This is a genomic window from Faucicola osloensis, assembly GCF_020041925.1.
GTDB lineage: Bacteria > Pseudomonadota > Gammaproteobacteria > Pseudomonadales > Moraxellaceae > Faucicola > Faucicola osloensis_D.
Genome location: NZ_CP083409.1, coordinates 1,446,350 through 1,458,936, shown reverse-complemented (window position 1 = coordinate 1,458,936; position 12,587 = coordinate 1,446,350). Strand labels below are relative to the sequence as shown.

Below are 12,587 nucleotides of genomic sequence, written 5' to 3'. Positions count from 1 at the left end.
CTCGCTAGTCACTTGCCAATCTTTATAAGTAAAGCTTTGTAAGTAAAGGCAAAAAGCCAAGTCATACTGACAAGGCACCCATGACTAGCCTAACCCAAGGAAACTCCCATGAGTAACCAAACTTTTGAATTAAACGCTGTTGTACGTGGCGACGAGTTACAAGGTAAAGGTGCGAGCCGCCGCCTTCGTAAACAAAACCTAGTACCAGCAATCGTATACGGTGCAGACAAAGAACCAGCCTCTATTGCTATCCGTTACAATGAATTGATTAAATCACTTGAGACAGAAAGTTTCTTCTCTCACATTTTGACCATCAATGTAGAAGGTCAAGGTACGGAAGAAGTGGTGATTAAAGCACTACAACGTCATCCAGCCAAAAACACCCCAATGCACGCTGACTTCCAACGTATCGTCCGTGGTCAAGCGATGCACATCACTGTTCCTGTACACTATGTAGGCGCTGAAGATGCACCAGGTCATAAAGCAGGCGGTATTTTTGTATCGAATGCCACTGAACTTGAAATCACTGCCATTCCTTCAAAAATCCCAGAATACTTGACAGTAGATGTATCTGGCATGAACGTTGGTGATTCGATTCACTTGATGGATATCCAGTTACCTGAAGGCGTTGCCATTCGTGAGCTTGAAGTGACTGAACCGTTTAACCGTACTGTGGCTACTATGCAAGCGCCAACGGTAGAAGTTGAAGAGCCAATCGAGCCAGAAGCAAATGAAGAAGCTGCCGGTACTCGTGATCCTGAAGGTGACGAAGAAGCACGTAAGCTTCAAGCACAAGATGACACCCATGATGCCCCAAAATCTGATGATGAATAATCATTTATCATTTGCCGCTTAAGTTGGAATAATCAGCGTGTCAAAACTGAAACTGATTGTCGGACTTGGCAACCCAGGTCAGCAGTATGCCCAAACACGGCATAATGCTGGCTTTTGGTTTGTGGAGCGTATAAGCGAGACGTTTAACATCACCATGACGTTGGATAAAAAATTTCATGGTTTGGTTGGGCGCGGCTTAGTGTATGGCATGGATATACGCTTATTGTTACCGCATACTTTTATGAATAAATCAGGGGAAGCGGTGGTGCCGATGGTGAATTTTTATGGCATCCACAATGACGAACTGCTGATTGTTCATGATGAGCTTGACCTTGATATGGGTCGTATGCGCTTAAAAACAGGCGGTGGTCATGGCGGTCATAATGGACTGCGTGATATCGTGCCGCATATCGGCGCGGATTTTCACCGTTTACGTTTGGGGATTGGTCATCCGGGACATAAGTCCAAAGTATCGGGCTATGTGCTTGGCAAACCGACTGCTGATGAGCAAATCGCGTTTGACAGTATGCTAGATGCTGCCATGCGTACCCTGCCCGATTTGGTAACAGGTGACTTAGCCAAAGCCCAGCAAGCCATCAATAGTTTTAAACTACCCCATGCCTAACGTTAACCAAAGGACAAGATTGATAAATCTTAGGGTCTATCCTTGAACTTTTATTTTCCTTCCATATATTGATTGCAAGATGGATGAATTTCTCACCTGATATTTCAATCATGTTTAACTTTTATCGAGTTGGTTAATAGCCTCTCATGACTAGCCTGCTCACTTTTACCACAATGACGCGAATCGCGTTAACCTGACAAGGTAAGGAACGATCATGTTATTAACCCTATTAAAAGCCAAACTTCACCGCGCGCGTGTGACCCATTGTGAGCTTCACTACGAAGGCTCATGTGGCATTGATAGCGAGTTACTCGACTTGGCAGGCATCCGTGAGAACGAATCAATCGACATTTACAATGTCAACAACGGTAAACGCTTTCGCACCTATGCGATTCGTGCAGAGGCGGGTTCAAAAATGATTTCGCTAAACGGGGCAGCCGCTCACATGGCGGATTTAGGCGACGTGGTGATTATCGCTGCTTATGCGCAAATGGATGATAAAGAAGCCGACAACCATCATCCACGCTTGGTTTACCTTGATGAAGGTAATATTGTTAAAGACACTGCCAACGTGATTCCTGTCCAAGTTTCCTAACCCAGCTTTATCGTCACCACAAATGTGCAAATAAATTAGGCGAGTCATTGAATACTCGCCTTTTTTTGTCTATATTTTTTATTTAAACAATGCGTTTCGCTGATAAGTAGATTGATGGGTGGGTTAAGCGTAAATTGCACGTTTATAGTTTGCTTGCGATAGGTCAGATAGCACTAATGTGGCAGATAACGAAAGTCTTACTCGGCAATTAACAAAGTTTTACTTTTAGTGTCTGTTAACAAAAAAAGCCGAAGTTGATTCGGCTTTTTTAAAAAATTAAAGGGCTTAAAGAAGAAAAAATAGGCGATTATTTTTCTACGCCAGCTTCTTGACCTTTGTATTTGGCGTTTGCGTAATCCCAGTTAACCAGTTTGTCAAGGAAAGTGTCAACGTAGTCTGGACGACGATTACGATAGTCGATGTAGTAGGCATGTTCCCACACGTCACATGTCAATACCGCAACTTGGTTATGCGCTAATGGGGTATCTGCGTTTGCAGTTTTGGTGATTGATAATTTACCACCAACGCTATCAGCCACTAACCATGCCCAACCTGAACCAAATTGGCTTACAGCCGCGTTTTTGAATTCTTCACGGAATTTTGCATACGAACCAAACGCTTCTTCGATTTTGGCTTTTAGATCGCCTGTTGGTTCACCACCACCATTGGCAGTTAGGCAGTTCCAGTAGAAAGTATGGTTCCAAACCTGTGCCGCTTGGTTAAAGATGGTCGCTTTGCTACTATCACCTGCGGTGGCTTTGATGATTTCATCAAGCTCTTTACCTTCAAGCCCTGAACCTGGTAGTAGCTCATTTAGTTTGTTGACATACGCCGCATGGTGTTTGTCATGGTGGAATTCTAGGGTTTCTGCACTGATATGTGGCTCAAGCGCATTTTTGGCGTATGGTAAATCTGGTAATGTAATGTGTGACATGTTATTTTCCTTTTTCCTTCGCTATTGTTGTGATGACTTTATGATAAAAGTAACCACATGCCATTTGTGTGATAGATAAAAGCTTTGTATTAAAAGCGCATATATCAAAACCATATCCAAAATGGCAAGTTGGCTGGGTTTATGTTATTTAGTTTATGTTATTTATCTATGTTTTATCAAGCTTTATCAAGGGTTAAAACCACTCACTAACTTTACGATCGTTAGCTTTGTTTATTAACCTTGCTATCATTAGCCTTAATAATATCCTCATAACACATGGGTTATTTTGCCATAAAAATTGGCAAAATTTAACCGTTTCTATAGTGGGGATTTATTATCTTGTGGGGTAAAAATCAATGAGTGCATGCTAATAAGCTGATTTTTAACCCGTTACTTGCTATGTGATGATAGCAAATTACTCAAAAAAAACTGTAGTGGTTTGGTATAAGGCTTTTGCAACATGAGTATTTGCAGCGCGAGCCACTGTCAACTATGCTATGATAAGGTTAAGTTTTTTATGCAAAATACACACAGTGGGTCTGTATGTCAGTTTCTATCCTTAATCAAATATTTCCTACCCGCCAGTTAGTCCTCGCCAGTAATAACCAAGGCAAACTCGCGGAATTCAAGCAATTATTTGAACAAGCCAATCTTGAGATAACCGTCATCCCACAAGGGCAATTGGGCATCGAGGATGCGGTCGAAAATGGACTGAGCTTTATTGAAAACGCGCTGATTAAAGCCCGTCATGCCAGCTGTATTAGCGGACTGCCTGCGATTGCTGATGATTCGGGTTTATGTGTACCTATTTTGGGCGGTCAACCCGGAATTTATTCCGCGCGTTTTTCCCAAGATGAAGCCAGCTTTAGCCAGCATAAAGACTTAGCCAACAACCAAAAATTATTACGACTGCTTAAACCCCACAGACATACGAATGAGCCGATTATCGGGCAGTTTGTTTGCGTGTTGGCACTCGTGCGTCATGCCGATGACCCGCTACCCATCATTGCCCAAGGAATTTGGCAAGGTGAAATCTTGCCCGCCCCGCAAGGTGAGCTTGGTTTTGGTTATGACCCGCTATTTTGGGTACCAAGCGTACAAAAAAGCGCTGCCGAGATGCGAAAGACCGATAAAAACCGCATTAGTCATCGTGGGCAAGCGATGCAGCAACTGCTAATGCAATTGATGAAGTAAAAGTGCAATTGGTAAAGTAAAAGTTTTCAACTCATACCTATCACTTGCAAATAGACAAGGTGTGACTGCTAATGTAGTCGATACAGAGATTTTACAGCAACAATTTTTTTACTTTATGTGGCGATTAATTTATACTATACCACTTTCGGTTAATTTTTGCCTTTTAGCATTCGTTAACCCACAGATTTTGGATTGCGTATTTTATAGGCTTTTTTCAATCACCTTAAAAGCCTGATAACTTATCGCTATTTACCCTTATGAGTGGCAACCACGCTGCTCTTTTTTGATATTTTATGGAAGGTTTTGTTATGTCAAATTCAAATGTGTCAGATTCAACAGTTACTAGCTTAGAAGTAACTACCAACAAAAAATCAAACCTTGAAACCCAAATCACGGTTAAAGTACCTGTGTCAACCATTCAAGGTCGCGTGGAAAAACGCATCAACCAAGTGGCAAAAACCGCTAAAATCGACGGTTTCCGTAAAGGTAAAGTGCCCGTATCACACATTCGCGCTCAATATGGCGCAGGTATCCAACAAGAAGTTATTAATGATGTGATTCGCGATACCGTATTTGATGCGATTCGTCAAGAAAATATCCGCGCTGTGGGTATGCCAAACATTGATGACGTGAAACTTGAAAACGACTTTTTGGTTTATCAAGCAACGGTTGAAGTGTTCCCAGAAGTGGAAGTTCAAGGGTTATCAGACATCGAAGTTGAGCGTCAAGTTGCCAACGTGGGCGACGCAGATGTTGACACCATGATTGAAAACCTACAAAAACAACGCCAAACTTACGTTGCCAAAGATGATGCCGCAGATGAAGGCGACCAAGTCAAGTTTGACTTTGAAGGTTCAATCGACGGTGAAAAATTTGAAGGCGGTAGCGCGCAAGACTTTAGCCTAGTATTAGGCAGTGGCCGTATGATTCCAGGCTTTGAAGATGGTATCAAAGGCATGAAAGCAGGCGAAGAAAAAATCATCGACGTGACGTTCCCAGAAGATTACCAAGCCGAAAACCTACAAGGCAAACAAGCACAGTTCAAAATCAACGTAAAATCAGTTGAGCAATCACAATTACCAGAATTGAACGACGAGTTCCTTGAAGCATTTGGGGTAACAGAAGGCGGCTTAGACAAACTTAAAGCAGACGTGCGTAAAAACATGGAGCGCGAAGTAAAAAGCGCTGCCCGTAACCAAGTGAAAGAAGCGGCATTTAACGCCCTACTTGAAAAAAATGAAATCGACGTACCTGCATCGATGCTTGAGCAAGAAATCGATCGCCAACGTAGCATGATGTTAAACCGTTTTGCCCAGCAGTTTGGTGCAGATCCTAAAACTTTTAACAAAGATATGCTACCAAACGAATTATTTGAAGAGCAAGCGCTGCGCGCTGCCCGTCTTGGCATCATCGTTTCGAGCCTGATTGAGTCAAACAAACTTGAAGTTGACCAAGAACGTGTGACCAAATACATCAACGAAATGGCAGAAAACTACGAAGATCCAAACGAAGTTATCGACTATTACACCAACAATGCGCAGGAACGTGCCAACATCGAAGCGGTGGTGTTAGAAGACCAAGTGGTCGATCATATCTTGTCTCAAGGTAAAGTAACTGACACTGAAGTATCTTACCAAGACTTACTGGCTAGCCAACAACAACAAGCGATGATGTAATAATTGGCTTAATCCATTCTTAGGCATTTAAGCTTAGATATTTGAGCTTAGGCATTTAAGAATGTATTTTTAGTCAGCTTAGTAACTTGTTTTTATGCCAATTGCCCTTATAAACGATAAGGGCTTTTGCATATTTAAAAAGGACAATAACATGTTAGAAAAATTCTTGGACTCGCCTTTCGCGACGAGTCAAATCCAAAATACCGTAACCCGTGACGTGTTGTCACCACAAAGTGCTTTAGTACCTATGGTGGTCGAGCAATCGGCTCGCGGTGAGCGCTCATTTGACATCTATTCACGCTTATTGCGTGAGCGTGTGGTGTTCTTAGCCGGTCAAGTTGAAGACCACATGGCGAATTTAATTGTCGCCCAGTTGTTGTTCCTAGAAGCGGAAAATCCAGAAAAAGACATTCACTTATACATCAATTCACCAGGTGGCTCTGTGAGTGCAGGTCTTGCTGTGTTTGACACCATGAACTTTATCCAGCCACAAGTGTCAACGATTTGTATGGGCGGTGCTTATAGCATGGGTTCATTCTTATTGGCTGCGGGTGAAAAAGGTAAACGCTATGCCTTAGCCAATGCGCGTGTGATGATTCACCAACCGTCAGGTGGTGCGCAAGGTCAAGCGACCGATATTGAAATCAATGCGCGTGAAATCCTAAAAATCCGTGAACGCTTGAATAAAATCTTGGCAGAACGTACCGGACAGCCACTTGAGAAAATCGCCCGTGATGTCGAGCGTGACTATTGGCTAGATGCCCAAGAAGCCAAAGAATACGGTCTGATTGATGAAGTATTAGAAAAACGTCCAAGCATTGCTTAATAGGTTAAACAATCACGAAGTAATTAAGACAAGCATAATTTTAGGAGCGTTTTTTTATGTCAAAAAATGACATTGAGCCACATTGCTCGTTTTGTGGTAAAGCCAAATACGAAGTCAAAAAGCTAATTGCAGGTCAAGATGCCAATATCTGTAATGAGTGTATTGAACTGTGCGATGATTTAATCGCCGAATCAAAGTCATCGGGCAGCGACGATAGTGATACCAATGAGCGTGAAAACTGGGCAGCGCGCAAATTGCCAACACCCAAAGAAATCCGCAGCCATTTAGATGAGTATGTCATCGGTCAAGATAAAGCCAAAAAAACTTTGGCGGTAGCGGTTTATAACCACTATAAACGCTTAAAGGTGAGTGAAAAACTGAGTAAAGATAAAGGGTTGACGACACTTGGTGCCGATGATGCCATGGTTGAGCTATCAAAAAGTAATATTTTGCTGATTGGTCCAACGGGTTCTGGTAAAACCTTATTGGCGCAGACCCTAGCCCGCCTACTTGATGTCCCATTTGCGCTCGCCGATGCCACTACCTTGACCGAAGCGGGTTATGTCGGTGAAGACGTGGAAAACATCGTACAAAAACTGTTACAAGCGGCAGAGTTTGATGTCGAGAGAGCGCAAAAAGGCATTATCTATATCGATGAAATCGATAAAATCAGCCGTAAAAGTGAAAACCCTTCGATTACCCGTGATGTGTCGGGTGAAGGCGTACAGCAAGCGCTGTTAAAACTAATTGAAGGTACGGTTGCCAATATTCCACCGCAAGGTGGTCGTAAGCACCCAAACCAAGAGATGATTCAGGTCGATACCAGTAATATCTTGGTGATTTGTGGCGGCGCGTTTGCTGGTCTCGACAATGTCATTCAACAGCGTACCGAAAAAACCGGTATCGGTTTTAATGCTGAGGTAAAAGCCAAAGACAGCGGCAAAAAAACCGGTGAATTGTTCAAGCAAGTCGAGCCAGAAGATTTGATTAAATTTGGTCTAATTCCAGAGTTAATTGGTCGTCTGCCTGTGGTGGCGACACTGGAAGAACTGGATGAAGAAGCATTGGTACAAATCTTAACCGAGCCAAAAAATGCGCTGGTCAAACAATACGAATACTTGTTTGAGATGGAAAATGCGAAGTTATCGTTCACCGATGATGCACTAGTGGCGATTGCCAAACAAGCGCTAAAGCGTCGTACCGGTGCTCGCGGTCTACGCTCCATTGTTGAAAATGCCCTGCTCGATACCATGTATGAACTGCCTTCAATGACACCCGGCAAAACCGTGACAGTCAATGAGGCAGTGATTGATAATAACCAATCGCCAGAGATTGTTTAACTGTTAGTGATTTTAAAAATAGCGAGTTAAAAAAACGTGCCACAGCAGCACGTTTTTTATTTGGCTTAGTTTTTTATTTGGCTTAATCGGTACGAAAATCATTGTGGTTGTATGGCGTGCAAATCTCAAAGGAGTTATTCTCCAATTGTAAACACGCCAACCTGTCTGTCATTTGATTAGGCAATAATTCAGTATGATTGCCCCAAAATTCTTCCGAACTCATCACATGGTAATCTTTTAGCCAGCGGTTTTGACGAATTGCAGGTTGATTGTTAATGGTGGCAATGCTAATTTGGTCATCACCCCTGTCTAGCTCTGAAGTAAAAGGCATCAAAATTTTATCTGTTTTGGATAGGTATTTACGCTGGGTGTCTTTGGCAAATGTTTTGATAGTTTTGCCATTGGCTAGCTTAAAATTTCGCTTCGTCCACCAAACTTTGCCCGTGGCAGTGGTGGCTGTCATATTGCAAGCGAGTTTTTGCTGTAATTTATCGTGGCTAAAAAGATAGCATTGGGTTGATTTTGGGTCTAGCTTGTAAACTTCTGCATGGGTAATACCCATAAGACTTAAAGCCAATCCTAAAGCAATCGCTAATTTTTTAATCATATGACCCCCTGCGGCATTTAATCTTCAATCAACCAACCCTGTTGTACCGCAATGGCAATTTGCTCGGTTATCCAGTCGTGAATGATGGGAAAATCCTTTCTGATAAATGCTTGGGCGGCTTGGACTTGGGAGCGCTTGACCTGATGATCTGTCCACGCACCGCCATCTGTCACCATATTGAGCATAAAGGGCAATAGCCTATCTACTGCTTTAAGTAGTTTGCTTTCAGCACTATAACCTGTTTCTTGCTCATCCCACAGCGTTAACAACTCTGAAATGGGGTTGCCCATCATCGCTGCCAATTTTTCAACGCCGATACGCTCATCCACATGCGCCTGCGAGCGTTTATCAGCGTATAAGAATGTGTCACCCGCCTCAATTTCGCCCAAGTCATGAACCAATGCCAGTTTGAGCAGTTTTTCATGATTGACATCCAGTTTGAAATGCTGCGCAACTGCCCAACACGCCATCGCCAAATGCCATGAATGCTCGGCTGAATTTTCAAGACGTCGTGGCGTGTGTTCAGAAAGTTGGGTAGTATAGTTGCGGCGGTTGACTGATTTTAAGGCATCCAATGCCAATAGATAATCAATAAGCGGTTGCATCAAATACCTCTTAATCAATGGTCTTATTCGTGTTCACTTGACTAGCGCTGAAATCGTTTTAAACGCGGGGTCTTCTGAGCTACGACACAGCTCAAATAAAATCGCTTCGGTGGTGGTGACGACCGCACCGGCACGGCGCATACGACGAATCGCAATTTTACGGTCATACAGGTCTCGCGAGCCCACGGCATCGGTGATAATGATGGGCTGCATACCGTTATCGAGTAAATCTAACGCCGTCTGCATGACACAGACATGGGTTTCTGCGCCAAATAAAATCACATTGTTGCGATTTTGCTGGGCGATATGATGCCAAGAGGTTGGCGTATCGCAGGCGCTAAAGGTGGTTTTTTCAAACACTGGCGTATTTTTTTCAGATAGTAACTGCGTCAACTCTGGCAAAGTATGCCCAAGTCCTTTGGGATATTGCTCATTAACCATAATGGGAATATTGAGCGCTTGTAGACCTTGAATCAAAATCGCTGTTTTCTTGAGTAATTTTCGATGTTCGGCAATATGGGGCGCAAGTTTTTCTTGGATATCAATCAGCATGGCTTGGCAGTCATTGCGCTCGATACGATAGGGTTTTGGGATAAATTTTGTTGTCATCTTCAGCTCCTTTGATGATGGTTCAACTTGGGTAGTTACAATCATTCGTATGTCACGAATGCGATACTATACTGTATTAAAAAACGCCATTAAAAATTCATGGCATCATCTGCGGTGTCGACCACGGTTAACTGATAGTCCAAATGCCCTAAATAGCCATAATGTCCTTTTTCACTGAGTTCCGCAACAATAGTGACGTCATCACAATGTACCTGATCCATGAGCTTGGTTTGATGACTGGCTTGATTGTCAGTAGGTGTTTTATTGGACTGATACAGTGATTGGATACGCAGTAATGGGTCATTGAGCGCATAGGTAGCGCCATCGGTGACAAAGGTCAAATACTCACCGACCTTGTGCACCTTACCTTTAAAATGCTGATTGGTGACAACCCCGCTAAATGCAGGGGTATATAAACGGCGCGCCTTATATTGCTGCTTGGCATATTGCCATGCGCCATAACTGCCTAGGACAGCAGTTACGCCCGTTGCCGCTGTGGCTGTCACACCGACGCCAATGAGTTTCGTGACAACGTGACGCTTTTTAGCTTTGTTTTTTTGTTTGCGAGGCTGTGCTGAGCGCTTCGATTGTTGTGCTTGAGGCTCAGTCGCTTTGTTATTTTTTTTAAACATGAATGTCACTTTAAATGTTACTTTGAATGTTGTTTTTTGATAAAAAATGCCAGTAATCACTTCAAAAAAAATTGATTAACTTATAGTAAAATGTTTTGGCAACATTTACCGCAACTTTTTGTTAGTATTATTTTTGCCAAATTTGCTTATATTTTGCAAGTAGCTGTTCGGGCGATTCAGGGCGTTCATCATCTTTAATGATGCAATCAATCGGACAGACCTTATCGCAGGTTGGCTCATCATAGAACCCGATGCATTCGGTGCACAAGTCAGGATTGATGACGTAAGTTTTTTGTACTTTATTGTCATAGCTAATAGCTTCATTTGGGCATTCAGGCTCACAAATGTCGCAATTGATACAGTCGGAAGTGATTTTTAGTGCCATGTCTTATAGTCTGTTTTTACCTTAGCAATTACCTTTAGCGATGAACGATTGACACCGCACTTAGGCGCCATACATGAGTTGTTCAAAATCTCATACCAACTGTCACGAGTGTGGATTGCTTTACCGTTAACGAACCAAAAATTGTCCGCCAAAGTCGTCTCAATGGCTTTAAAATCCCGCCTGATAGTGCTGCGACAACACTACCTTAGGTAAAAATTGGCTCACTGACGCTTTTCATGATTAATGCAAATTGCAACACGTCATCTTGCATCTCTTTAAACGGATTGGCGATTTGACACACCCAGCCAGAGCCTAAAGCGCCATCAATCGGCTCACCTTGTTTATTCCACATTTCTTTGAGTGGGTAGCTCAAATTACCCTGTGGCGTCATGATTTCGATGGTATCACCCACCATCAATTTGTTCTTAATTACCAAGGTTAAGCGCGTTGGCGTAATGTCGCTAATCTCGGCAACAAACTGCTGATGATCAGTTTTTGATGACCCATATTCATAGTTTTGGTAATCACTATGCACGTGGCGACGTAAAAAGCCTTCGGTATAGCCGCGATTGGCGAGCCCATCGAGTGCAGTGATTAAGCCGGTATCAAATGGCTTACCAGCGGCGGCATCATCAATCGCTTGGCGGTACACTTGCGCGGTGCGCGCCACGTAATAATGCGACTTGGTACGGCCTTCAATTTTGAGTGAGTGCACCCCCATATGGGTTAGCTCAGGCACTAGCTCAACGGCACGTAAGTCTTTAGAATTCATAATATAAGTGCCATGTTCATCTTCAAACATCGCCATCAATTCGCCTGGGCGACCTTGTTCTTCAATCAGTACCACTTCATCCGATGGCTGCTGTACATAGTCATCGCCCATCACCACATCACCATTTAGATTGATAGTTTGAATGGCATCTTCTTGCGTGGTTTGAGTAGGCACAAAAACTTCGGGGCTATTGATAGGTTGGGTAGTAGATTGTGTTGGCACGATATCGCCCGTTTCGTTTTCTTCTGCTTTATAGGTGTTGTATGACCAGCGACAGGCATTGGTACAAGTGCCTTGGTTGGCATCGCGTTTATTGATATACCCAGACAGCAAGCAACGACCTGAATACGCCATACAAAGTGCCCCATGCACAAACACCTCAATTTCCATATCGGGTACTTCAGCGATGATTTGTTCGATTTCTTTGAGTGACAACTCGCGACTCAAAATCACGCGGCTGACGCCCATTTGTTTCCAAAACTTGACCGTTGCCCAGTTCACCGCGTTCGCCTGCACCGATAGGTGAATTACCTGCTCTGGAAAGGCTTCACGCACCATCATAATCATCCCAGCATCTGACATAATCAGCGCATCGGGTTTCATTTCAATTACAGGACGGATGTCTTCGATAAAAGTTTTAAGTTTGGCATTATGCGCTTGGATATTGACCACGACATAAAATTGCTTGCCCAATGAATGGGCATAGGCAATCCCTTTGGCAAGATTTTCCTCATCAAAATCATTATTGCGCACCCGCAAGCTATAGCGTGCTTGTCCCGCATATACGGCATCTGCGCCATAGGCAAACGCATATTGCATATTACGAAAAGTGCCAGCAGGGCATAAAAGTTCGGGCTTACGGGTCATAACTATCCTTACAGCGTGTCATACAATGTGAAATTGTTGATATTATAACAAATTTGATAATCACGCGGAAAAAAACTTGAGTGATT

At 43.2% G+C, this 12,587-nt stretch carries 14 protein-coding genes; 7 read left to right on the top strand and 7 right to left on the bottom strand.

Annotated features, from left to right (window positions below):
* Nucleotides 1-108 precede the first annotated feature (108 nt).
* The 3 genes from LAJ61_RS06435 (at nt 109) to panD (ending at nt 2,054) form a co-directional block, all read left to right on the top strand.
* A complete protein-coding gene (locus LAJ61_RS06435) occupies nt 109-834 on the top strand; it encodes a 50S ribosomal protein L25/general stress protein Ctc (RefSeq protein WP_224053255.1) in 726 nt (241 codons plus the stop codon).
* Nucleotides 835-871: 37 nt separating this feature from the next.
* Nucleotides 872-1,459 carry an aminoacyl-tRNA hydrolase gene (gene pth / locus LAJ61_RS06430; protein ID WP_224053254.1) on the top strand — a complete coding sequence of 196 codons (588 nt, stop codon included), beginning with the start codon at nt 872-874 and terminating at the stop codon, nt 1,457-1,459.
* A 214-nt stretch (nt 1,460-1,673) separates the two neighbouring features.
* Complete coding sequence (gene panD, locus LAJ61_RS06425) at nt 1,674-2,054, top strand: aspartate 1-decarboxylase (RefSeq protein ID WP_224053253.1); 381 nt, start codon at nt 1,674-1,676, stop codon at nt 2,052-2,054.
* Between the two features lie 307 nt (nt 2,055-2,361).
* Here the strand turns inward: panD and LAJ61_RS06420 are convergent, their stop codons facing one another.
* The gene (locus LAJ61_RS06420; protein WP_224053252.1) at nt 2,362-2,988 is read right to left on the bottom strand and encodes a superoxide dismutase; all 627 of its coding nucleotides are present in this window, start codon (nt 2,986-2,988) and stop codon (nt 2,362-2,364) included.
* 543 nt (nt 2,989-3,531) lie between these two features.
* Between LAJ61_RS06420 and rdgB the strand changes: the two genes are divergently transcribed.
* The 4 genes from rdgB to clpX all read left to right on the top strand — a co-directional run bounded on the left by rdgB (nt 3,532) and on the right by clpX (nt 8,024).
* Nucleotides 3,532-4,182, top strand: coding sequence for an RdgB/HAM1 family non-canonical purine NTP pyrophosphatase (rdgB, locus tag LAJ61_RS06415; protein ID WP_224053251.1), 651 nt, complete (start codon nt 3,532-3,534; stop codon nt 4,180-4,182).
* Nucleotides 4,183-4,490: 308 nt separating this feature from the next.
* Nucleotides 4,491-5,858: a trigger factor gene (gene tig / locus LAJ61_RS06410; RefSeq protein WP_224053250.1), complete on the top strand. Its 1,368-nt coding sequence runs from the start codon at nt 4,491-4,493 to the stop codon at nt 5,856-5,858.
* A gap of 151 nt (nt 5,859-6,009) precedes the next feature.
* Complete coding sequence (clpP, locus tag LAJ61_RS06405; RefSeq protein ID WP_007117251.1) at nt 6,010-6,684, top strand: ATP-dependent Clp endopeptidase proteolytic subunit ClpP; 675 nt, start codon at nt 6,010-6,012, stop codon at nt 6,682-6,684.
* A 56-nt stretch (nt 6,685-6,740) separates the two neighbouring features.
* Nucleotides 6,741-8,024, top strand: coding sequence for an ATP-dependent protease ATP-binding subunit ClpX (gene clpX / locus LAJ61_RS06400; RefSeq protein WP_224053249.1), 1,284 nt, complete (start codon nt 6,741-6,743; stop codon nt 8,022-8,024).
* An 82-nt stretch (nt 8,025-8,106) separates the two neighbouring features.
* Here clpX and LAJ61_RS06395 read toward each other — a convergent pair whose 3' ends face one another.
* From LAJ61_RS06395 to trhP, 6 genes are all read right to left on the bottom strand, one after another.
* Nucleotides 8,107-8,631, bottom strand: a complete 525-nt coding sequence (locus LAJ61_RS06395; RefSeq protein WP_224053248.1) for a hypothetical protein — start codon at nt 8,629-8,631, stop codon at nt 8,107-8,109.
* Nucleotides 8,632-8,648: 17 nt separating this feature from the next.
* Nucleotides 8,649-9,236 (bottom strand): HD domain-containing protein, encoded by a 588-nt coding sequence (locus LAJ61_RS06390; RefSeq protein WP_224053247.1) that lies wholly within the window; start codon nt 9,234-9,236, stop codon nt 8,649-8,651.
* A 33-nt stretch (nt 9,237-9,269) separates the two neighbouring features.
* Nucleotides 9,270-9,845: a hydrolase gene (locus tag LAJ61_RS06385; protein WP_224053246.1), complete on the bottom strand. Its 576-nt coding sequence runs from the start codon at nt 9,843-9,845 to the stop codon at nt 9,270-9,272.
* 89 nt (nt 9,846-9,934) lie between these two features.
* A complete protein-coding gene (locus LAJ61_RS06380; RefSeq protein ID WP_224053245.1) occupies nt 9,935-10,477 on the bottom strand; it encodes a hypothetical protein in 543 nt (180 codons plus the stop codon).
* A gap of 127 nt (nt 10,478-10,604) precedes the next feature.
* Nucleotides 10,605-10,862 carry a YfhL family 4Fe-4S dicluster ferredoxin gene (locus LAJ61_RS06375; protein ID WP_007117256.1) on the bottom strand — a complete coding sequence of 86 codons (258 nt, stop codon included), beginning with the start codon at nt 10,860-10,862 and terminating at the stop codon, nt 10,605-10,607.
* Between the two features lie 205 nt (nt 10,863-11,067).
* Complete coding sequence (gene trhP, locus LAJ61_RS06370) at nt 11,068-12,501, bottom strand: prephenate-dependent tRNA uridine(34) hydroxylase TrhP (RefSeq protein ID WP_224053244.1); 1,434 nt, start codon at nt 12,499-12,501, stop codon at nt 11,068-11,070.
* Nucleotides 12,502-12,587: the final 86 nt, after the last annotated feature.

Bases quoted from the DNA above. Each gene is read 5' to 3' on its own strand.
- LAJ61_RS06435 (WP_224053255.1), top strand. From the start codon at position 109: ATGAGTAACCAAACTTTTGAATTAAACGCTGTTGTACGTGGCGACGAG.
- panD (WP_224053253.1), top strand. From the start codon at position 1,674: ATGTTATTAACCCTATTAAAAGCCAAACTTCACCGCGCGCGTGTGACC.
- LAJ61_RS06420 (WP_224053252.1), bottom strand. From the start codon at position 2,988: ATGTCACACATTACATTACCAGATTTACCATACGCCAAAAATGCGCTT.
- rdgB (WP_224053251.1), top strand. From the start codon at position 3,532: ATGTCAGTTTCTATCCTTAATCAAATATTTCCTACCCGCCAGTTAGTC.
- tig (WP_224053250.1), top strand. From the start codon at position 4,491: ATGTCAAATTCAAATGTGTCAGATTCAACAGTTACTAGCTTAGAAGTA.
- clpP (WP_007117251.1), top strand. From the start codon at position 6,010: ATGTTAGAAAAATTCTTGGACTCGCCTTTCGCGACGAGTCAAATCCAA.
- clpX (WP_224053249.1), top strand. From the start codon at position 6,741: ATGTCAAAAAATGACATTGAGCCACATTGCTCGTTTTGTGGTAAAGCC.
- LAJ61_RS06395 (WP_224053248.1), bottom strand. From the start codon at position 8,631: ATGATTAAAAAATTAGCGATTGCTTTAGGATTGGCTTTAAGTCTTATG.
- LAJ61_RS06390 (WP_224053247.1), bottom strand. From the start codon at position 9,236: ATGCAACCGCTTATTGATTATCTATTGGCATTGGATGCCTTAAAATCA.
- LAJ61_RS06385 (WP_224053246.1), bottom strand. From the start codon at position 9,845: ATGACAACAAAATTTATCCCAAAACCCTATCGTATCGAGCGCAATGAC.
- LAJ61_RS06380 (WP_224053245.1), bottom strand. From the start codon at position 10,477: ATGTTTAAAAAAAATAACAAAGCGACTGAGCCTCAAGCACAACAATCG.
- LAJ61_RS06375 (WP_007117256.1), bottom strand. From the start codon at position 10,862: ATGGCACTAAAAATCACTTCCGACTGTATCAATTGCGACATTTGTGAG.
- trhP (WP_224053244.1), bottom strand. From the start codon at position 12,501: ATGACCCGTAAGCCCGAACTTTTATGCCCTGCTGGCACTTTTCGTAAT.